The sequence below is a fragment of the Nannocystis sp. RBIL2 genome, assembly GCF_026626745.1.
Classification (GTDB): domain Bacteria; phylum Myxococcota_A; class Polyangia; order Nannocystales; family Nannocystaceae; genus Nannocystis.
In genome coordinates, this window is record NZ_JAPNJW010000002.1 from 29,935 (window position 1) to 50,859 (window position 20,925).

18 protein-coding genes are annotated in these 20,925 nt (G+C 72.1%); 8 read left to right on the forward strand and 10 right to left on the reverse strand.

Going from position 1 to position 20,925, the window contains the following annotated elements; all coding sequences use genetic code 11:
- Positions 1-183 precede the first annotated feature (183 nt).
- Positions 184-1,884, reverse strand: coding sequence for a C45 family peptidase (locus OV090_RS25360; RefSeq protein WP_267707184.1), 1,701 nt, complete (start codon positions 1,882-1,884; stop codon positions 184-186).
- Positions 1,885-1,942: 58 nt separating this feature from the next.
- Between OV090_RS25360 and OV090_RS25365 the strand changes: the two genes are divergently transcribed.
- Positions 1,943-2,629: a glutaredoxin domain-containing protein gene (locus tag OV090_RS25365; protein WP_267707185.1), complete on the forward strand. Its 687-nt coding sequence runs from the start codon at positions 1,943-1,945 to the stop codon at positions 2,627-2,629.
- A 249-nt stretch (positions 2,630-2,878) separates the two neighbouring features.
- On the forward strand, positions 2,879-4,447 hold the full coding sequence (locus tag OV090_RS25370; RefSeq protein WP_267707186.1) for a peptidoglycan recognition family protein: 1,569 nt from the start codon (positions 2,879-2,881) through the stop codon (positions 4,445-4,447).
- Between the two features lie 229 nt (positions 4,448-4,676).
- Here OV090_RS25370 and OV090_RS25375 read toward each other — a convergent pair whose 3' ends face one another.
- The 4 genes from OV090_RS25375 to OV090_RS25390 all read right to left on the reverse strand — a co-directional run bounded on the left by OV090_RS25375 (position 4,677) and on the right by OV090_RS25390 (position 10,451).
- Complete coding sequence (locus OV090_RS25375) at positions 4,677-5,957, reverse strand: cytochrome c biogenesis protein CcdA (RefSeq protein WP_267707187.1); 1,281 nt, start codon at positions 5,955-5,957, stop codon at positions 4,677-4,679.
- A gap of 122 nt (positions 5,958-6,079) precedes the next feature.
- Entirely contained in the window at positions 6,080-7,966 is a 1,887-nt protein-coding gene (locus OV090_RS25380) for a hypothetical protein (RefSeq protein ID WP_267707188.1), read from the reverse strand.
- A gap of 70 nt (positions 7,967-8,036) precedes the next feature.
- A complete protein-coding gene (locus OV090_RS25385) occupies positions 8,037-8,663 on the reverse strand; it encodes an ABC transporter substrate-binding protein (protein ID WP_267707189.1) in 627 nt (208 codons plus the stop codon).
- Positions 8,664-8,732: 69 nt separating this feature from the next.
- Positions 8,733-10,451 (reverse strand): TolC family protein, encoded by a 1,719-nt coding sequence (locus OV090_RS25390; RefSeq protein WP_267707190.1) that lies wholly within the window; start codon positions 10,449-10,451, stop codon positions 8,733-8,735.
- Between the two features lie 122 nt (positions 10,452-10,573).
- Between OV090_RS25390 and OV090_RS25395 the strand changes: the two genes are divergently transcribed.
- A complete protein-coding gene (locus tag OV090_RS25395) occupies positions 10,574-11,482 on the forward strand; it encodes a hypothetical protein (protein WP_267707191.1) in 909 nt (302 codons plus the stop codon).
- Between the two features lie 145 nt (positions 11,483-11,627).
- Here the strand turns inward: OV090_RS25395 and OV090_RS25400 are convergent, their stop codons facing one another.
- From OV090_RS25400 to OV090_RS25410, 3 genes are all read right to left on the reverse strand, one after another.
- Entirely contained in the window at positions 11,628-11,819 is a 192-nt protein-coding gene (locus tag OV090_RS25400; protein WP_267707192.1) for a toxin-antitoxin system HicB family antitoxin, read from the reverse strand.
- A 6-nt stretch (positions 11,820-11,825) separates the two neighbouring features.
- Complete coding sequence (locus tag OV090_RS25405) at positions 11,826-12,698, reverse strand: SPFH domain-containing protein (RefSeq protein WP_267707193.1); 873 nt, start codon at positions 12,696-12,698, stop codon at positions 11,826-11,828.
- A 348-nt stretch (positions 12,699-13,046) separates the two neighbouring features.
- Entirely contained in the window at positions 13,047-14,405 is a 1,359-nt protein-coding gene (locus OV090_RS25410) for an ATP-binding protein (protein WP_267707194.1), read from the reverse strand.
- 360 nt (positions 14,406-14,765) lie between these two features.
- Between OV090_RS25410 and trpB the strand changes: the two genes are divergently transcribed.
- Together trpB and trpA are read left to right on the forward strand one after the other, a co-directional pair.
- Positions 14,766-16,127, forward strand: a complete 1,362-nt coding sequence (gene trpB / locus OV090_RS25415) for a tryptophan synthase subunit beta (protein WP_267707195.1) — start codon at positions 14,766-14,768, stop codon at positions 16,125-16,127.
- On the forward strand, positions 16,124-16,921 hold the full coding sequence (trpA, locus tag OV090_RS25420; protein ID WP_267707196.1) for a tryptophan synthase subunit alpha: 798 nt from the start codon (positions 16,124-16,126) through the stop codon (positions 16,919-16,921). Before trpB ends, trpA begins: the two co-directional genes overlap by 4 nt.
- Before the next feature lie 92 nt (positions 16,922-17,013).
- Here the strand turns inward: trpA and OV090_RS25425 are convergent, their stop codons facing one another.
- Both OV090_RS25425 and rlmJ read right to left on the reverse strand, forming a co-directional pair.
- Positions 17,014-17,613, reverse strand: a complete 600-nt coding sequence (locus OV090_RS25425) for a hypothetical protein (protein WP_267707197.1) — start codon at positions 17,611-17,613, stop codon at positions 17,014-17,016.
- A 12-nt stretch (positions 17,614-17,625) separates the two neighbouring features.
- Positions 17,626-18,498, reverse strand: coding sequence for a 23S rRNA (adenine(2030)-N(6))-methyltransferase RlmJ (gene rlmJ / locus OV090_RS25430; RefSeq protein WP_267707198.1), 873 nt, complete (start codon positions 18,496-18,498; stop codon positions 17,626-17,628).
- A 116-nt stretch (positions 18,499-18,614) separates the two neighbouring features.
- Between rlmJ and OV090_RS25435 the strand changes: the two genes are divergently transcribed.
- From OV090_RS25435 to OV090_RS50895, 3 genes are read left to right on the forward strand one after another with little or no spacing between them, the layout of a single operon-like run.
- Positions 18,615-19,550 carry a YihY/virulence factor BrkB family protein gene (locus OV090_RS25435; RefSeq protein WP_267707199.1) on the forward strand — a complete coding sequence of 312 codons (936 nt, stop codon included), beginning with the start codon at positions 18,615-18,617 and terminating at the stop codon, positions 19,548-19,550.
- 37 nt (positions 19,551-19,587) lie between these two features.
- Positions 19,588-20,037 (forward strand): hypothetical protein, encoded by a 450-nt coding sequence (locus tag OV090_RS25440; protein WP_267707200.1) that lies wholly within the window; start codon positions 19,588-19,590, stop codon positions 20,035-20,037.
- Positions 20,030-20,872, forward strand: a complete 843-nt coding sequence (locus OV090_RS50895; protein WP_267707201.1) for an HTTM domain-containing protein — start codon at positions 20,030-20,032, stop codon at positions 20,870-20,872. Before OV090_RS25440 ends, OV090_RS50895 begins: the two co-directional genes overlap by 8 nt.
- Positions 20,873-20,925 lie beyond the last annotated feature (53 nt).

A 20,925-nucleotide genomic window follows, 5' to 3' on the forward strand; every position in this document is an offset into this window, starting at 1 on the left:
GAGTCTGCGCACGCGGGGTGCGAAGGGGGGGCGCCAGCTGGCAAGGGACCGTGCGTCCCAACGGCGTGGGCGGTCCGCACCGAGGGCGGCGAGCCTCACATGTCCTGGAGAACATGACCTCGAGGACATGCGCTGGCGGACATGCCCGTGCCGACATGCCCCGGTGGACATGTCCTTGCGGACCTACTCGCGGAGCTCCTCGAGCAGGCCGCGGACGCGCTCCTGGTCGCGCAGGCGGCCGGGGACCAGCTCGAGGTAGCGCTCGTAGTGGCGGCGGGCGGCGGCGAGGTCGCCGAGCTCGCGCTCGATGTCGCCGAGCAAGCGGTGCAGCTCGCCGACGTCGGGGGCGAGGGCCAGGGCGACGCTGGCGGAGGCCAGGGCCTGCTCGGGGAGGCCGCGGGCGAGCAGGCCGCGGGCGTGGCCGAGGGCCTCGAGGGCCTCCTTGTAGTCGCTGTACTCCTCGCTGTGCAGCAGGCGATCGGCGGGGAAGTCGTCGAGCGGGGCGGGGCGCTCCTGGCGGCGGCCGAGAGCGTGGCGCAGGTCGATCGCGCGGAAGCGGCCGAGCGCCGAGGGGCCCTCGCCGACCCACATCACCATCGCGGTGGCGTCGACGACGACCGCGTGGGTCAGGTGGAGGTTGTCGACCGCGTTGCGGTTGCCGAGCCCGAGCTCGCTGCCGCCGAGGCCCTTGCGGTCGCGCAGGATCGCCACGGCCCGCGCCGGGTCGACCGGCGCCTCGGCGAGCAGCTCGCCGAGGCGGTCGTAGCGGTAGCCGCTCGAGGTGAAGCGGCGGATCCGGTCGTTCTGGGCGTCGCGCTCGAACGACTCGCGCAGCATGTGATTGGTGGCCCACACCAGCGCCTGGTCGTCGCCGCGGGGCTTGCGGTCGTCGCGGTCGCGCGCGAGCTCGACGACCGCGGCGCGGCGCTGGCGGCCGTCGCCGACCAGCACTGCGCCCGAGGTGCGCGCCGGCGCGGCTTGCAGGATCTCGAGCGCCTGCTCGAGGGTGTCGGCGTCCTCGAGGATCTGGCGCAGGATCAGCGGCAGCGGCACGCCCTCCTCGAGCGCGTCGTCGGTGCGCGTGGGGTCGAGGGCGACGAAGATCCCGCGGGCGTTGATGCCGGTGACGACGCCCATGAGGCCGGCCCAGCCGACCGAGGCGAACGGGTACTTGCCGTCGGGGTGGACGATGGTGACCAGGCGGTCGGGCTCGACGTCGAGGCCGAGGTCGGCGAAGAAGCTGCGGCCGATGACGAGGTTGCCGCGCTCTCCGCCGCCCTTGGGCCGGGCGGCGGCGGCGAACATGTTGCCCTCGAGCAGGACGTCGTCGAGGCGGCGGGTCAGCTCGACGAAGCTCTGGTCGAGGAACAGGCGGTGGTAGCTCGACAGCCGCTCGCCGCCGGCCTCGGGCATGGCGGCGGCCAGGGCGGCCAGCTCGCGGCGGACGCCCGGGGCGAGGCTGTGGTCGGACTCGCGGAAGTCCCAGCGCATGACCATGTCGGCGGTCCAGCGCTCGAGGCCCTCGGGGTAGCGGTTGCGCAGCAGGCGCGCGACGTCGCGGTCGAGCTCCCCCCACAGGCGGGCGGCGAGGCGGCCGTGGGCGTCGCCGATCTCCTCCGGCGGACCCTCGAGGTGGAGGAACCACAGCCGGTTCTCGCGGGTGAGCGAGGACCGGCCGTAGGCGACGCGCCGGCCGGCGCGGTCGACGGTGAGCTCGGCGGCGGGGACGCGGACCTCCTCCGGGGACAGGTCGGTGTACGAGAGATAGCCGGAGTAGAGCGCGAAGGTGAGGATCGTGAGGGTGACGACGAGGGCGACCACGGCCCGCAGCAGCGCGAGCACGCTGCGGCCCTCGGGCGGCCCTCCGGATGCGAGTCTCACCATGGCGCGGGCGCGAGCCTACCAGGCCCGGACCGCGGTGGCGGCTTATACTCGCGCCGCCATGACGAGAAGGTGCGCGAGCTTGCTCGGACTGTGGATCTTGTGCTCAGGCGGCTGCGAGCCGGAGAAGCCGCCGGCGCCGACGAGGCCGCAGGCGGCCCCGGCGACGGCCGAGGCCGGCGAGGCGGGCGCGGCGGTGCTGCCGGCCGACGCGAAAGACGCGATTTTGACGTTCGCGGGCGATCGCGGGCAGTTCAAGGACACCGGCAAGCCGGCCGACGTGCCCGAGGAGGCGCGCGGGCTGGTGCGGGTGACGCTGCTGCAGGGCCCGCAGCCGCCCGACGGGACGGTGTGGGCGGCGAACCTGAAGACGCCCGAGGCCGACGGGTCGTGGAAGCTGTCGACCGTGCCGCGCGCGCAGTTCGAGGAGCTGGCGCTGGGGCTCGGTCGCAGCAGCGCGGTCGAGCTGCCGCCGGGGCTCGAGGCGCCGGTGGTGGCCCCGCGCGAGGCGGACGTCATCGTCTACAAGACCGAGTGGTGCGGGGTCTGCAAGCAGGTGCAGTCGTACCTCGACAAGAAGGGCGTCAAGTACGTGGCCAAGGACATCGAGAAGGACTCGACCGCGGCCGGCGAGCTGCGGGCCAAGGCCAAGGAGAAGGGCGTGCAGACCGGGAGCGTGCCGGTCATCGACGTGCGCGGCGAACTGATGGTCGGGTTCAACCGCGCACGGCTCGAGCAGCTGCTCTGAGCGGCCAGCCTGTAACGCCGAGCGGCAAGTTCGGCGAAGTCTGAATCGCTCGTCGCACGATTGGCGGGCTCGCTCGTCGCACCGGCGTGCGAGTGGACCCTCTCGCGGCCTCGTCGGCCGGCCTGTGTGGGCGGCGCAGCGGCGGGCGTCCGTGCCGGGGCGCAGGGCCGCCCGGCCGGTGCAGTAGCTGGGCGCACAGGCGCGGGGCGGGCGGTTGCGTCTGGGCGAGGCCGGGGCTAGCGTCGTCTCATGACGGGTGTCTCCACGGACTGGACGCGCCGCGCGGCGCTGTGGGTCGGCGCGTTGACTCTTGGCCTGTCCGCGGGGACAGCCGCGGCGCACCCGCTGGCGGCCGTGCCGCCGGAGCAGGAGCGCGAGGACGACCACTGGCGCCCGGCCGAGCTCGAGTCGTGGGCGATCGAGCCGCCGCCGCCGCTGGGCGCCGATCCGGAGTACCCGCTGGCGGCCGCGTTCGACCCGGCCTGCTCGTGCAACTACTCGGTGAACGGCATCACGTCGTACCAGCACGTCGTCGTGCACACGATGCAGGGCAGCTACTCCGGCACCAAGTCGTGGTTCAAGAACCCGGACGCGCAGGTGTCGTGCCACTACATCATGCGCTCGGCCGACGGCGAGGTCACGCAGATGGTCCTCGACAAGGACAAGGCGTGGCACGTCGGCTCGTCGAACGCGACGTCGATCGGCATCGAGCACGAGGGCTACGTCGACGACCCGGCCAAGTGGTACACGTGGGAGACGTATGTCTCTTCGGCCAGGTTGGCGCGCTGGATCACGACGCGCCACGACATCCCGGTCGACCGCGATCACATCCTCGGCCACGTCGAGCTGCCCAACCAGAGCCACACCGACCCGGGCGGCGGCTGGAACTGGGACATGTACATGGGGCTCGTGCAGGACGTGGTGCCGCAGGGCCAGATCCAGGTCGCAGTGGTCGACCGCAGCAAGCTGTGCACCATCACCGCGACGGTGAGCACGTACCTGCAGCGCACTGCCGAGTCGACCGACCTGCTGACCGCGCCCGAACTGTGTCCGATCGCCGCCGGTACGAAAGTGACGTACCTGCACGCGTCGGCGCCGATCGGCGCGCGCCGGCGGTTGCTGATGGAGGCCGGTCAGGGGCCGTGCGCGGGGGTCAACGGGCTCGACGCGGAGGCGTTCGTCGATCCGACTCACTTCACTGCCATGTGCGCGCCGGCGGCGATGGCAGCGGTGGGCGCGACGGTCAGCCTCGACGGCGGGCCGGGGCTGGCGGTCGACGCCAACGGCTTCGTGAACCTGCCGCCCGTCGGTGCGGGGTCGCATGCGCTCGACGTGGCCGGGCCGGGGCTGTACGAGCCGGCGGCGGAGCTGGTCGACCTGGCGGTGTACCCGGGCGTGCGCGTGGCGATCGCAGTCGATCCGGTGGCCGTCGATCCGCCCGATCCGACCGGTGGCGGGGAGACCGGCGGCGGAGAGACGGGCGGGGGCGAGACCGGGGGCGCGGGCGAGACGGGCGCGGGCGAGGTCGGCGGTGAGGTCGGGGGCGAGGTCGGCGAGACCGGCTTGCCAGATCCGACCGAGGCGCCGACCTCCGGGCCTGGCAGCGGCGAGCCGACCACGGACGACGAGGGCGAGGGCGAGGCGGAGGCCGGCGGCGACGAGGCCGGCCCGCCGGTGCTCAGCGGCGCGGCTCTGCCTGACGGGTACGGGCAGTACGACGAGGACGGCTGCGCGTGCCGCTCGGGTGCGGGCGGGCGTGAGGGCTGGCTCGCGGTCGGGCTGGTGCTCCTGGGGCTCGGGCGCCGGCGGCGGCGCTGACGGGCAGGCGTGAGCCGGCGACGCTGGCATCCGAGGGATGCGACGCCCGGCGCTTCACTGGCCCAGCTCTGGACGGTGCGGCCTGACGGGCAGCCGTAGCTCCCGAGGTTCGTCGAGGCGGGACGCCGAGGCGCGGTGACGCCGGTATCGCAGGGAATGTCGCATGGGACATGCCCTTCGAGGCATGGCGCCGGGGACATGGCCCTTGGGACATGCCCCGCGGGCCAGGTCACTGGACCTGGGCGATCAGCGGGCCGAACTGGTCGGCGGGCGTGTACTTGTGGAAGTGGTGGGCCGGCTCGGGCATGGCGGTGCCGCTGCGCAGCTCGTCGAAGTGCTCGGTGAAGCGGACCTGCGACGGGAACACCAGCACGCTCGGCAGGGTCTCGCTGCTGAACGCGCGCTTGATCGTCTGCTTCTCCGGCGTCTCCTGGGTGACGTCGATCTTGATCAGCTCGAAGCGGCTCTCGAGGACCGGCTCGATCTCTTCGTGGTGGAAGGTCAGCTTCTCCATCTCGAGGCAGGGGGCGCACCAGGTGGCGCCGAAGTCGATGACGACCGGGAGGTTGCGGTCCTGGGCGCGGGTGAGCGCCTCCTCGAGCTCGGCGATGGTGTGGACCTCTTTCCACGAGCCAGACGGGACGTAGACGGTGTTGTTGATCAGCACCTGGATCCCCAGGACCGTGGCGGTGACGGCCACGCCCTTGCGGGCCTTCTCGAGCGGTTCGCCGTAGAAGCTGAGGTGGATGGCGCCGGCGAACAGGCCGATCAGGGTCAGCGCCGCGCCGAGCCACACGCCCCACGTAGGGTCGGCGAGGAAGCGGCGCAGCTCGGGGCTGAGGGGCGCGAGGAACCACAGCGACATCACCAGCAGGGCGACGCCGAACACGCTCTTGACGTACTCCATCCACCGGCCGGGGCGGAACAGGCTGGCGCCGAGGGCCACCGCGAAGAACAGGGTGCCCATGCCGAGCGCGTACGTGAACAGCAAGCTGGCGCCGTAGGCCAGGCTGTCGCCCTCGGCCGCGCCCTTGGCGATGACCGCGAGCAGCGACAGCAGCACCGGGCCGGTGCACGGGGCGGAGATGAAGCCGCTGACGAGGCCCATGAGGAAGGCGCCGACCGGGCCGGTGCCGCCGACGGCGTTGAGGCGGGTCTGCACCGAGGCCGGCAGCTGCAGCTCGAACGCGCCGAACATGCTGGCCGCGAGCGCGAGCAGCACTGCGACGATCGGCAGGACCACCACCGGCTCGCCGAGCCAGGCGCCGAACTGGCCGCCCGACAGCGCGACGACGATGCCGAGCGTGGTGTAGAGCGTGGCCATGCCGAGCACGTAGGCGCTGGCGAGGAACAGCGCCCGACCGCGAGAGACGCCCTTGGCCCCGAACACCGCGACGGTGATCGGGATCAGCGGATAGACGCAGGGCGTGAGGTCGACGAGGACGCCCTGGCCGAATGCCCAGGCGTAGGTGCTGAGGGTGGCAGCGTCGAACGCGTCGGTCGGAGACATGATGGCGACCTGAACCATACGACGCCGGGCCGCGTGGCGCCGCGTGGTGCGCTCGGGCGCGCGCCGCGACGGGCGTGCGGTCACGCGCCAACCAGAGTTGGCAGGGCGCCGCCGAGCCTCACCTAGCGGCCGCGCACGGGGCAGGGAAGCTCGCGGCCGGCGATCGCCTCGGCGTTGTTCAGCTCGTCGACGGTGGCCGGCGAGAGCGCCGCGCAGCAGCCGTAGGCGCTGTGGTCGCGGATCAGGCTGACGAGCAGGTCCTCCGGCAGGCCGTAGCAGCACGCGGGCACGACCGCCCGCGGATCGTCGCGCGGCACACAGGCGGGCATGGCGAGGCAGCTGCCGTCGTCGGGGTCGGTGCAGGCGACGCGCACGCTGGGGGTCGGGTCGGTGTAGTCGAGGACCACGTCGGTGCCGCGCAGCAGCGCAGTGCCGACCAGGCCGTCGAGCTGGAGCGCCTCGGGGCTGGTGTCGCGGCGGACGGCGGAGGCCAGCGGGTGATCGGCCGGGACGACGAGGGTCGGGAGCCACCGGTTGGGATCGACGCGGCCGTCGCTGGCCACGAACGCCTGCCCGACCACGGCCGCGCTGGTGAAGCCGGCCGAGCCGGGGGTCAGGTTGTCGGTGGCCGAGCGGCAGTTGTCGGCGGCGGTGCGCGGGACCTTCTCGCGGGCGGCCATGTTGCACTGCGAGCGGAGGGCGCGGAGGCGCACCTCGAGGCGCTGACAGGCCGTCTGGCCGGTGGTCTGAGTCAGACCGGGGACGAGGGCGAGGCTGCGGACGCGCAGCTCGATCAGCGGGCGCTCGGCGGTGCCGGCGGGTGGCCACCCGGCCGCGCGCAGCTGGCCGGTCTGTCCGATGAGACAGGCCGGCGTGTCGCGCTGGACGCCGCTCGAGAGGCCGCCGTCGCCGAAGCACGGCGGCAGGTCGAGGCTGCCGAACATGCGCTGCGCGCTGTCCTCGAACAGCACCAGGCCGGGCAAGCCGGTGGCGATCAGGACCGAGGCGTCGTGGCCGTGGTCGATGTCGTCCGCCGGCAGAGCGAATTCTTGCAGGCCGCAGCCGGCGCGCAGGTCGGTCCGCGGGACGCCGGTGGGCGAGCGGAAGCTGCCGGGCTTACCTGGCCCCGAGGCCAGCTCGCAGCTGTTGCTGTTGGCGCTGTAGACCACGGCCGCCGGCGGCGCGCCGAGGCAGGCGTCGAGCACCATGCGCGTCGACTGCAGGGCGCTCTCGGGGTGGTTGCGGTCGAACACGCCGAAGCTGGCGAGGTCGCAGTCGTCGCCGTCGGGCTGCTGACACACGTCATCGATCAGCTTGCCGAGCAAGAGGCCCGGGAACTGCAGCGGGAGGGCGGCGCTGCCCTGATCGGCGAGGGCGCTCTCGACGCCCGGAAACTCCCGGTAGAAGGTGATCTGCGGGCCGTCGTTGCCGCGCGCGTCGGTGAAGCGGACGGCCATCTGGCGCAGGACGTTGCCGCCGAGCACGCCGCCGACGAACGGCGCCGCGGTGCCGTCGCCGACCTGCCAACCCCACGAGACGTCGGCGGTGGCTGGCGGCAGGCGGATGTAGGGCGTCGAGTCGAAGCGGAAGCGGGCGATCGCCTGCTCGGCGGCGCCTTCGATCGGCGGCTCGGCCAGGGCTTCCGCGGCGGTGCGGACCTCGAAGCAGCCGCGCACCGCGGTGGGCGGGCCGTCGCCGACGAGGGTGGTGATCGGGCTGCCGCTGTCGACCACGAGCGGCAGGCAGGCGTCGGGCGGACAGCTCTCGGGCGCAGTGGTGCAGACCGAAGTGCAACCACCGGCCGCGTCCTCGCCCGGGCAACCATCGGGGCGATAGACGAGGCGCGGCAGCGGAGAGGCGTCGCCGCTGCCGAGCGGGAGCGGGCGCCCGAACTCGCCGACGATGAGGATCTCGTCGTGCGGGCAGGCGGTCAGCGCAACCACGAAGAGAGGCGCCGCCAGCGTCAGGCTGGGGCGCCTCGTTCGGGAGGTGTCGGCGGCGCGGGCCACGACCTTCAGGCTAACACAGGCGGGCCGCGGCGCTCGCACGTCGTCGCAAGGGCCGGGGCCCTCGCGCCTCTCAGTTCTTCTTGGCCAGCTCGACCAGCTTGTTCTCGAGGCGCAAGATCAGCTCGTCGACGCCCTTGTCGCGGATGATCTTGTTGAACTCGAACTTGTAGTTCTTGGCCAGGCTGACGCCGTCGGTGATGATGTCCTCGACCTTCCAGGTGTCGCCCACGGCGTGCATAACGTAGACGACCTCGACGACCTCGGGCTTGCCGTCACGCGTGAGGGCGATGTTGGTGATGACCCGGATGTCGCCGCCGACCTTGGCGTCCTCGCCGACGATGGTCAGCTCGTACTTCTTGTCGCTGCGGAGCCGCTTGAGGTAGTTCTCGCGGATCAGCTTGGTGAGCAGCGCGTCGAACTCGGCGCAGCGCGGGGCGCACTTGTTGGCGTAGCGCGCCGGGCCGCCGAGCGAGGCCTCCGCGAGGGCCTTGTAGTCGAGCAACTGGTCGACTTCCTTCGCCAGCGTTTCGGGGTCGGCCCGCTTCTTCACCAGCTCGAGGACCTTGTTGTGCCGCTCCTTGAACACTGCGGAGGGCGATGCCGGAGTGTTCGCCGCGTCAGCGGCGGGCGCGTGCCCGAAAAAGACGAAGGTGGAAAGCACGAACCCGGCGATGAGACTGCGAGCGGAAGTGGGCATTTTCGGCCTCGGAGGTGGGCGCTCGGACGGCAGCCCTGGGTGCGACATTCAGCCCGTTACGAACGAGTTTCAAGGGCTTGAAGGGACGGAAATGGTGTTCGGGGGCGCAGAGGCCGCCGCGGGGTTGGGGGACGCCCCCAGGGAGGTGCCGACCGCGCGGGAGAGGGCCGCGAGGGCGACGTTGTGAGCGTGGATGGCCTCGAATTGCTTGAAGCGCCACTCGGCCCAGCGGGTCAGGGCCTTCTCGAGCTCGGCGAAGTTGCCGCCGCCGACGGTCTGTTTGACCTGCTGGTCGACGACGAGCTGCTTGGCCTTGCGGGTCGCCTGCTCGGTCAGCTTGACCGATCGATCGGCGTGCTGCAGGTCGCGATAGGCCTTCTCGACCTCGAGCCCGAGCAAGTAGCGCGCGGCCTCTCGCTGGTGCTCTGCCTCACGCCGCTCGGCCCGCGCCTTCTTGAGCCCGAAGTAGCTGTTGTGGAAGTCGAGGTTCCAGTTCATCGCGAAGGCGAAGATGACGCGGTTGTAGTTGTACCGGTCGAAGTAATAGAGCGCCTTCATGTTGCGGTCGGCCTGGTTCATGTACGAGATCTGCACCGACACCGCGATGCCGAAGTCCGGCAAGAACTGCGAGCGCGCGAACTTCTCGCCGGCCTTGCGCAGCTCGACCAGGCCGGCCGCCATCTTCGCCTCGGGCCGCTGCTGCGCGCCGAGGTCGCGGTAGTGCGGCAGCTCGCGCAGGCCGCCGTCGATGCCGTCGGTGACGAGCGCCCGCTCGGCGATGTCGAAGCCGACCGGCGCGGCCTCGCCGGCGATCGTCCACAAGGTCGCGAGCGCGACCGCCTCGATCTTGCGGGCCTCGAGAGCGCGCTCCATCAGCGTCAGCTCGCCGAGCTCGACGCGCGGCAGATCGGCGGGATCGCGGTCGGGGTTGGACTCGTCGGGATCGGCGTCCTCGGTCTCGCCGAGGTCGACCATGATCTGCCCCTTGGCCTCCTGCACGACCTTCCACGCCTCGTCGAGGATGGAGAGGCTCTCGCGCGCGAGCAGCAGCGCGGTGTGGGCCTGGTACACGCGGAGGACGGTCTCCTGGCGGGTCCGCTCCTTGTTGAGCCGGGCCAGGGCGACGCCCGCGGCCGCCATCTCCTTGCCGCTCTTGATCTTGCCGGAGGTGAACAGCGGGATGATGAAGTCGGCGCCGAAGCGGACAGCGATGCCCGCTTCCTTGAGCTGGCGGAAGTAGCCGCTGATGGTGTCGACGTCGACGATGTCCGTGCCGTTGGCTCCCGCAGGAGAGCAGTACTGGAAGTCGATCGGGTCGCCGCCGGCCGTGGTCTCCAGCTTGACGTCCTGGCAGCGGGTGTAGACGCCGGGCGCGAGCGCGGTGGTGGTCTTGATGACCGGCACCCACGAGAACTTGGCCCGCAGCAGGGTCGACTCCATCTGCTCGATCTGCGCGTCGGCGGCCTTCACCAGCGGGTTCTGCAGGCCGTACGCGACGATCTGCTCGCGCGTCAGCTCGGGCAGGCCGGGCGGGCGCGGGCCGTAGGCGTCGGTGCGCGCGGCGGTCGGGAGGTTGAACGGCTGATCGGGCGAGGGCGGCGGCTGGCTCTTCGGACCTGTCGGTTTGGACGTGGTCGAAGAGACAGGCGCTGGCGGCGAGGCGCCGGGCGCCGGGACGGCCGGTGCGGCGGTGGGCGCCGGGGCGGCGGCGACGGGCGAGGCGACCGCCAGCGCGACGACGAGGCTCCCCAGCGCGCGAACAAACCTTGCTGCCCTCGGCTGCGGCACGGGGACTCTTTTAAAGGGCGGTCGCGGCGGCGATCAAGGGGCGCGGGCCGGACGCGGGGGTGCGTTCGCCGTGATGTGCTCGCGCTTGCGCGGGACCGGGGGGAATTGCCATGGTTTGGGCCGTGACTCCGCTCCAGTCGTCCGCGGGCCCGCAGGGCCTGACATATGTCCGCCTCGCCGCGCTGCCGCACGGGCGTCGCATTTTGCTACGCCTGTCGGGCGCCGACGTGCGCCGCTTCCTCCAGGGGATCCTGTCGGCCGACGTCGAGGCCGCCAAGCCCGGTCACGCGCTGCCGGCCGCGATCTTGACGGTGAAGGGCAAGCTCGTCACCGAGGCGATCTTGCTGGCGTGCGGCGACGGTTCGCTGCACCTGGCGCTGCCCGCGGAGACCGCGGACGAGGCGATCGCGCTGCTCGACCGCCACATCATCATGGACGACGTCGCGCTCGCCCGGGCCGAAGATGTCGAGTTTGCAATGGTGTGGCCCGAGCCGCTCGTCGCCGCCGGCGTCGAGTGCCTGGCGACGCAGTACCCGGGGCCGGGCTGGCTGGTGTTCGGCGCGCCGGCGGCAGTGGCGGCGGCGCTGGCGAGCGCCGCCGAGGCGTCGCCGGCGACGTGGGACGCGCGGCGCATCGAGGCGGCCGCGCCAGGGTGGGGCCGCGAGATCACGCCGGGCACGTTCCCGCCCGAGGTCGGGTTCGTGGCGGCGGTCAGCTACGACAAGGGCTGCTTCATGGGACAGGAGCCGCTGGCGCGCATCCACGCGCGCGGGCAGGTCAACCGGGTGCTGGTGCGAGTGCACGCCGGGACATGTCCGGAAGGACCGGTCGAGCTGGCGGCGCCCGACCGCCCGCAGGCGGGGCACGCCGCGACGTGGGCGCCCGACCCGAGCGGCGGGGCGAGCGGGCTGGCGATCGTCCACCGCAGCGCGGCGAGCCCGGGGACGGTGCTGAGCGCGGCAGGGATCGGGGCCGTCGAGGTCCGCTCGGGGCCGCTCGGGGACGATCCCGGGATCAAGGGCCGGAAGTGAGGGCTCGCCCGCGAGCCTGTCCTTCGGGGCATGTCTCGCGGGACATCGGGGAGCCGGTCACTCCCCCGGGGTCAAGGGCGGGAAGTGAGGGCTCGTCCGCGGGCCTGTCCTTCGGGGCATGTCTCGCGGGACATCGAGGAGCGGGTCACTCCTCGTCCTCGCTGGTGCGGTAGGGGTCGGTCGGGCGATCCTTGAGGCGGCCGGCGGTGCGCACGGCCTCCTTGAGGACGAACTCGATCTGCCCGTTGATGCTGCGCAGGTCGTCGGCCGCCCAGCGCTCGAGGGCGGCGTGGAGCTCCGGGTCGATCCGCAGCAAGAAGCGCTTCTTCTCGACCATGGGAGCTCACGAGTAGATGTTGCCGGTGTTGATGACCGGCTGGGCCTCGCGGTCGGCGACGAGGGCGACCAGGAGGTTGTTGACCATGGAGGCCTTGCGCTCCTCGTCGAGGCGGACGATGCCGTGCTCCTCGAGGCGACGCAGGCCCATCTCGACCATGCTGACGGCGCCCTCGACGATCTGACGGCGGGCGGCGACGACGGCCTCGGCCTGCTGGCGCCGCAGCATGGCCTGGGCGATCTCGGGGGCGTACGCGAGGTGCGAGAGGCGGCAGTCGACGACCTCGAGGCCGGCGACGTCGAGCCGGGCCTGGACCTCCTGCTGCAGGCCGGCGTTGATCTCGTCCTGGTGGCTGCGCAGGGCGACCTCGCCGTCGTGCGAGTCGTAGGGGAAGCGAGTGGCGACGGCGCGGATGGCCGTCTCGCTCTGGATGGCGACGAAGCCGCGGTAGTTCTCGACCTCGAGCAGGGCCTTGGCGCTGTCGGTGACGCGCCAGACGATCACTGCCGCGATCTCGATCGGGTTGCCGCGCGCGTCGTTGACCTTGAGCTTCTCGCTGTTGAAGTTGTGGACGCGCAAGCTGACCGGGTGCTTGGCGGCGAACGGGTTGGCGAAGTGATAGCCGGAGCCCGCGACGGTGCCGACGTAGCGGCCGAAGAAGACCAGGACCCGCGATTCGTTGGGCTGGTTGACGAAGAAACCGCCGAGGGAGAGCAGGAGGACCAGGCCGATGGCGATCGGCTGCCAGACCTGGTCGACCTGCTGGGTCCGGGCGATGTCGACGATCGTGCTGGCGCAGTAGCCGGCGAGGGCCAGCCAGGCGAGGAGAGCGATAAAACCATTGATCGAAAACGCGCGCTGCTGCTGGATCGAGGTCATTCGGGGCTCCGGGGTGATGTTGAGATGATATCACTCTGATAGTCAAGGCGCCACGGGAGTTTCAGCGCAGCACAGATGGGTCTGCCGATGCGAATCGGGCTTCTCCCGGAATCGCACGAGAGGATGGCCCGAAGGACAGGTGGCAACCGGCGAGACGCCTGGTCCGCGCGACATCGTCTGTGCCAGGGTGACTGTCCCAAAGGACAGATTGCGAGACAGCGCAGAGATGGCCCGAGGGATAGGCTTCGAGGCGACGAAGAGCTGACCCGAGGGGCAGGTGAAGGTCGCAGGGCGGATCTGGCCCGAGGGACAGGCGAGCGCGGAGGCGAGGTGCTCGCGCCGACGGGCTCACTGCGCGGCGGAGGCGGAGTCGCTCGCAGGCTCGGGTGGCGTGGGCGCGATGGCGTGGCGCTGGAGCGCGAGGTGGAGGTCCTCGGGGCGGATCGGCTTGGTCAGGTAGTCGGTCATGCCGGCGGCCAGGCAGCGATCGCGGTCGTCGGCGCGGGCGTTGGCGGTGAGGGCGATGATCGGGACGGTGCAGCCGGTCTCGCGCAGGCGGGTGGTCGCCTCATAGCCGTCCATGATCGGCATCTGACAGTCCATGAAGACGATGTCGGGGCGGTGGTCCTCGACGGCGGCGACGGCGGCCAGGCCGTTCTCGACCGGGATGACGGTGTGGCCGGCCCGCTCGAGCAGGGCGAGGACGACGGTGCGGTTGATCCGGTTGTCGTCGGCCAGCACGATCTTGAGCCGGCGCATGCCGGTCACGCTCGCACCTGGCGCTTCGGACAGGTCGTGCTCGCTGGCGACTGTGAGCGGGACCGCGGCGGTGAAGGTGGAGCCGCTGCCGGGCAGGCTCTCGACGTCGAGGCTGCCGCCCATGCCGCGGACCAGGGCGCGGCAGATCGCCAGGCCGAGTCCGGTGCCGCCGAAGCGTCGGGTGGTCGAGGCGTCGGCCTGGACGAAGCTGTCGAAGATCCGCGGCAGCTGCTCCGCGGTGATGCCGATGCCGGTGTCCTGCACGCGCAGCTCGACCGTGGCCTCGTCGTGGAGGGTCGGGCCGACGCGGATCTCGATGCGGACCTCGCCGGCGGCGGTGAACTTCACGGCGTTGCTGACGAGGTTGGTGAGGACCTGGCGGATCCGCAGCGGATCGCCGAAGAACACCCGCGCGGCGCCCTCGGGGTAGGTGAGGCGCAGGACCAGGCCCTTGTCGCGGGTGACGTAGCCGAACATGCCGATCACGTCCTCGGCGAGCTTGCGCAGGTCGAACGGCGAGCGCTCGAAGGTGAGGTGCCCGGCCTCGATCTTCGACATGTCGAGGATGTCGCCGAGCAGCGCCATGAGGCCCTCGGCGGCGCCGCGGATGGCGGTGAGGTAGGCCCGCTGCTCGTCGTTCAGGGGCGTCTCGGCGAGCAGGGCGGTGGTGCCGAGGACGCCGGCCAGCGGGGTGCGGATCTCGTGGCTGATGTTGGCGATGAAATCGCTCTTGGCCCGGCTGACGGAGTCGATCTGTTGCCGCGAGGCCTGCAGGACGATGCGCTCGGCGGTGAGGTCGTGGATGAGGCTGTCGCGGACCCGCAGGGCGTGGGCACACCACAACAGGGCGGCTCCCGCGGCGAATGCGCTGGCGGCGTGGACGAGCGGCCCGCCGCCGACGAAGAGGACGACGGCCAGGCCCAGCCCGGCGACGCCGAGCACGAGCACGAGCAACGGAACGACACCCCGGCGTGGGCTCGCGCGCTCGGGGCCCGCGGGTGCGGGCAGGGCGGAGACCCTGTCGCTCGACGCCGCCTCACGCATCGCGCCGTACGATATCCCATTCACGTGGTGGGAGCGGCGACGCCGGCAGCTCCCCGAGGTCCATCCGCGACTTGACCTGGGGTCGGATAGCCTCTTTGCGAGGCTGGGAGACCCCGAATGCAGGCGAGGGCGGTCGGCCCGCCCGCCGTGGTCGCGGGTGTGAGCTGAACTTCGGGACAGGTGAGTGCGCGACGCAGACGCGGCCGGCGTGGCGAAAGCGCCCGCGCAGGGCGCTGCACGATCGGTGCTACCATCCCCCGGCGCATGACCGCGGCACCCCACTCCGACGATGACAACCTGCCCGGCGGCCCGCCCGAACTGCTGGGTGAATTCGGCGAATTCGGCGGGCGATACGTGGCCGAGACGCTGATGCCGGCCGTCGAGGAGCTGGCTCGCGCCTGGCCGAAAGCCTGGGCCGACTACACCTTCGTCGACGAGTACCGGGCGATCCTCCGCGACTACGTCGGTCGGCCGACGCCGCTGACGGAGGCTCGCCGGCTACCGGAGGCGGTCGGCGGCGGGCGGATCTTCCTCAAGCGCGAGGACCTGAACCACACCGGGGCGCACAAGATCAACAACTGCATCGGCCAGGTGCTGCTGGCCCGCAGGCTCGGCAAGACCCGCATCATCGCCGAGACCGGGGCCGGGCAGCACGGGGTGGCGACGGCCACCGCCTGCGCGTACTTCGGGATGCCCTGCACCGTGTACATGGGCGCCGAGGACGTGTCCCGCCAGGCGCTGAACGTGGTGCGCATGCGCCTGCTCGGGGCCGAGGTCCGGCCGGTGACGAGCGGCTCGGCGACCTTGAAGGACGCGATCAACGCGGCCCTGCGCGACTGGGTCGCCAGCGTGGCCGACACGCACTACGTGATCGGCAGCGTGATGGGGCCCGACCCGTACCCGCTGATGGTCCGCGAGCTGCAGCGGGTGATCGGCGACGAGGCGCGGGCGCAGATCCTCGACCGGATCGGGCGCCTGCCCGACGCGGCAGTGGCGTGCGTCGGCGGCGGCTCGAACGCGATGGGCCTGTTCGCGGCGTTCGTGCCCGACGCGGCGGTCCAGCTGTTCGGGGTCGAGGCCACCGGCGAGGGGCTGCAGGGCCGCCACGCGGCGACCATGGCGAAGGGCCGGATCGGCGTGTTCCACGGGATGCGCAGCCTGGTCCTTCAGACAGATGACGGCCAGCTGCTCGAGGCCCACTCGATCTCGGCCGGGCTCGACTATCCGGGCATCGGCCCCGAGCACGCGCACCTGCACGCGACCGGGCGCGCGCGCTACCTCGGGATCTCCGACCGCGAGGCACTGGCCGCCACGGAGCTGCTGGCCCGCACCGAGGGCATCATCCCGGCGCTCGAGACCGCGCACGCGATCGCGGCGCTGCCGGCGGTGATCCGCGAGCTCGGGCCCGAGGCGGTGGTGATCGTCAACGTGTCGGGCCGCGGCGACAAGGACATGCACACGGTGATGACCCACCTCGATCCGGCGACGCTGACCCTGATCGAGGAGGCCGAGCGCGGGCGCAAGGCGGCCCGCGCGGCCCACCAGGCGGCGGCGGGGCACGAGGGCGAGGAGGCGCTGATCGTCGACGGTCACGAGCTCCGCGCCGAGCGCAAGGAGGGAGCATGAGCGCCGGAGTGGATCGCGTGACGGATGCGTTCGCCCGGGCGCGCGCGGAGAACCGCGCCGCGCTGGTCGGCTACCTGACCGGGTTCGACCCCGATCGCAACGGCTCGCTCGAGCGGATCTTCGCCGCCTGCGAGGGCGGGCTCGACGTGCTCGAGCTCGGGGTGCCGTTCAGCGACCCGACGGCCGACGGCCCGACGATCCAGGCGGCGATGACCCGCGCGCTGGCCAGCGGGGCGACGCTGTCGGGGGCGCTGGCGCTGGCGGCGGAGATCCGGCGCCGCTTCGAGCTGCCGATCGTGCTGTTCTCGTACGCGAACCCGCTGATCAGCTACGGGCCGGAGCGCCTGTCCCGAGAGACAGCCGAGGCCGGGGCCGACGCGCTGTTGGTGGTCGACCTGCCGCCCGAGCACGCCGAGGTGCTGCGCGGTCCGGCGAGCGCCCGCGGGCTCGGATGGGTCGGCCTCGTCGCGCCGACGACGACGCCGGCCCGCCGCGCGCGCGTGCTGGCGGGCAGCAGCGGGTTCGTCTACGCGGTCAGCCTGACTGGCGTGACCGGGGCGCCGCTCGACCCGAGCGACCCGGCCCTGCACGCCGGGCTGGCGACGCTGCGCGGCGCGAGCTCGCTGCCGATCGTGGTCGGCTTCGGCGTGCGCAAGGCCGAGGACGTGCGCGCGCTGGCCGGGCACGCCGACGGGGTGGTGGTCGGCTCGGCGCTGGTCGAGGCCGGTCAGCGCGGGCCCGCGGCGCTCGGCGAGCTGGTGAAGTCGCTGCGCGGCGGGACCCTACGGGCCTGACGGTCCGGACAGGTCCGAAGGAGCATGCTCGAGAGAGCATGCTCCTTCGCGCATGTGCGCATGGGCATGTCCCGAGGGACATGTCCCGAAGATCAGGGCTCGTCGAGGTCCTCGGTCGGGGCCGGGGCGGGCGGGGCCGCGGCGGTGCGCTCGAGGTGGACGAGCATGGCGGCGACCGACAGCATGGCCGGGGCGTCGGGGCTGATCGGCTCGGTGCCCCGCTCGCGGACCTCGAAGGCGCCGCCGTCGAAGAAGACGCTGTTGAAGCGGCTGACCAGGTCCATCAGGGTCGTCTGGGCGCCGGTGCTGTCGAGCAAGGCGGTGACCTGGGCGCGGTCGCGCGTGCTGATGTAGATGAAGTCGTCGAACATCGGATCGCCGACCTTGAGATCCTTGCGGAACACCTTGATCTGGCGATCGAGGGTGCTCTCGCGGGCGAAGCTGGCGCGGAAGGCCAGGCTGACGCGCGGGCGGGCGGTGATCGAGAAGTGATAGAAGGTGTAGAACTCGCTGCCGACGCGGTCGCGCGTCTGCCACTCGCGGGTCACGATCGTGTGGCCGCGCTCGCGTAGCGCGACCTCGGCGTGGCCGTCGGCGCAGCGCTCGCAGAAGTCGAGCTCGTAGTCGCGGCGGAGGTTGTCACTTGGGTGCGGGAGTTCGCAGAACGCACAGGGGGCGCCGTCCACGTCCATGCCGGCACGGTATCAGGGCGGGACCAGCCAGTCGACGCGGGCGTCGCCGGGAAACTCGTCCTCGGCCAGGAGCGTCGCAAGGCGGGGCAGGAGCGCGCCGAGCACGGTGTCGGTCTGCCACGGCGCGCCGGCGAGGAGCAGCCCGGAGCCGCTGAGCACGGCGGGGTCGTCAGGCCTCGTGCGCAGCTCGACGCAGAGCACGTCGCGCAGGCCGGAGCGGAGCACCGCGGCGTGCAACAGCGTGGCGGCGAGCGGGCCCTTGATCGGGTACCACAACGCGGTACAGGCCTGCGGCCAGCGCTGGCGCGCGAGCTCCACGCCGGCGAGGGCGGCGGCGAATTCGTCGGGCCGCTCGTAGGGCGGGTCGATGAGGACGAGGCCGCGGCGCGGGGTCGGCGGCAGCAAGGCGGCGAGCGCCTCGTAGCCGTCGCGCTGGTGGACCGCCACCTGCGGGTCGCGCCGCGGGCCGTGCTCGGTGCGCACGCTGAACTCGTCGCGCAGCGCGGCGGCCTCGGCCGGCTGGAGCTCGCACAGGATCATGCGATCGTCGGGTCGCAAGACCGACCGGGCCAGCCGCGGCGAGCCGGGATAGGTGGCGAGCGCGCCGCTGGTGTTGAGTTCGGCGACGCGCGCGAGGTAGTCGGCGACCTCCGGCGGCAGGTCCGCAGCGCTGCGGACGGGCCACAGCCGGGCGATGCCGCGCTGGAATTCGCGCGAACGCACGGCGCCGCCTTGGTCCAGCGCATAGCGGCCGCGGCCCGCGTGGGTGTCGACGTAACACAGCGGCGCGGGCTTGTGCTGGAGACGGCGCAGGAGCTGCAGCAAGACGACGTGCTTGAACACGTCCGGGGCCGCCCCCGCGTGGAACTCGTGGCGGTAGTTCATGCGCCGGGGCGCGGCATAGCAGGCCCGGCCCGCGGTGAAAAGACCGTGACAGCGACCGGCGGCGTGACCCGGCGCGGCCCCCGAGCGTCGTAAAACGGCGTATGGTAGCCGCGCCGATGCCCGAAGGCCGCTCCTCCGCTGCGCTCGCTGCCGCCTCTCTGCGGCTCCGGCGGCTCGGCAGCTTCCTGCTGCGGGTGCTCCGCCACCTCGGCAAGAACAAGGCGCTGCTGCTGGCCGGCGGGGTCGCCTACAACGCGCTGCTGTCGATCGTGCCGATGCTGGCGGTGGTGCTGGTGGCGCTGACCCACGTGTGGGACGTCGAGCAGCTGACCGAGATCATCAGCCACGAGCTCAACCTGCTGATCCCCAACCAGGCCGACGTGATCATCGGCGAGGTGGTGAGCCTGCTCGACAACCGCGACCTGGTCGGCGGGATCGGGCTCGGGGTGATGCTGTTCTTCAGCACGTGGGCGTTCAAGATGCTAGAGGGCGCGCTGGCGGTGATCTTCGCCCGCAGCCGCGCCCGCCGCCAGCGCAGCTTCTGGATGTCGGCGCTGCTGCCCTACATCTTCATCGTCGCCATCGCCGGCGGCCTGCTGGTGCTGACGATCCTGGTCGCGCTGCTCGAGCGCCTGGCCGAGGCCGAGGTGGTGCTGTTCGGCTATCAGCTGTCCCTCGGGTCAGGCCCGGCGTTCGTCCTGAAGCTGAGCGGCATCGTCACGCTGATCTTCATGTTCACCGCGGCCTACCGCGTCATGCCGATCACCGAGGTGTCGTGGCGCCGCGCCCTGACCGGCGGGGTGGCGGCGGCGCTGCTGTGGGACGTGCTGCGCCGGGCGCTGATGGTCTACTTCTCCAAGATCTCGCTGGTGAACGTGGTCTACGGGTCGCTGGCCACGGTCATCATCGCCCTTTTGACCCTCGAGATCGGCACGCTCATCATCCTGCTCGGCGCGCAGATCATCTCCGAGCTGCAGCACAGCGAGGAGGCCGGGCTGCCGTGGTACGAGGCGGCGCCCGAGAGCGAGACCATCGGGGTCAAGCAGGGCTGAGCGCTGGACCTGCCCGTGAGGGCATGGGCTTGGGGACATGTCCGAACAACCACACAGGCTGGCGGTCGTGGTCGTCGCGGTGTGGCTGGCCGCCCAGGCGATCGCGCTGGTCCGCGGGCTGCTGCCGCTGCCGCCGCCGCTGGGGGCCCACCTGCCGTGGCGGATGTTCAGCGACCCGTCACCGTTCGAGCGCACGCTGACCGCGGAGGGCCGGACAGCCGACGGGACCTGGGTGCCGATCCCGCTGGGGCGCTACTTCCAGCACACGCGCGGGGCCACGGGCGAGCGCGCGTACGAGTACAGCACGATCGTGTTCGAGTCGGGGCACCTGCGCGAGCGGCAGGCGTTCGCGGCGTGGCTGGCGGCGCGCATGGCCGAGGACGGGCAGCCGATCGACAAGGTGCGGCTCGTCCGGGGCTGGCGTGACGTCCGCGACGGCTCGACGGGGGCGGCGACGATCGGGCAGTACAGGGTGGACGGTGGCTGAGGCGGCCGAACTTCCGGTGTTCACCCGGCAGGTCCGGGAGCGGCGCGGTCCGGGGCTGCTGGCGCGGTTCTTCTTCGCCGCGGAGGGGACGGCGCGGACGCAGCAGTTCGCGCGCGGCCTGGCCTTGTGGACAGGTGCTTACGCGTTGACGCAGTGGCCGCACCGCGAGGAGCTGTACAGCCGGCCGGTGCTGCGCGAGGGCTGGCTCGATGCGTGGCTGGACGGCTGGGTGCCGCCGCCGGCGCTGGTGACGGGGCTGCTGGTGGTGCTGCTGGTGGCGGCGGCGACGGTGGCCGCCGGGCGCGGAGGTCGGGCAGGGCGAGTGACGACTGCGGCGCTGTTCGGGCTGCTGGTGGGGCTCGAGGCGAGCACGCCCCGGGCCTACGCGGAGCTGGCGGCGCTGCAGTGGTTGTTCGTGGCCCTGGCGCCGACCGGGCCGCGAGGGCCGCGCTGGACGGCGCGCCTGCTGATGCTGCAGCTGTCGGCGGTGTACGTGTTCGCGGCGCTATCGAAGCTGGTCGAAGGGACAGCCTGGTGGAGCGGCGAGGCGGTGGTGCTGGTGTTCCGCTCGTCGCACCAGGGCCAGCACCTGCTGTCGGCGTGGCTGTCGCTGACGCCGGGGCCGCTGGCGCTGGCGCTGGCGTGGTCGACGATCGCGCTCGAGCTGGCGATCGGGTTCGGGCTGTGGTTCGCCCGCACTCGTCGCGTGGCCGCGCTGGCGCTGGTGCTGCTGCACGCGGGGATCGCCGCGTCGATGCGGGTGTCGCTGCTGTTCCACGCGCTGATGCTGCTGCACCTGCTGCTGTTCATCGGCCGCCGCGGGGACGAGGACTGAGGGCGGATGCGCTCGAGGACATGTTCTCGGCGACATGTTGTTTCATGCATGTG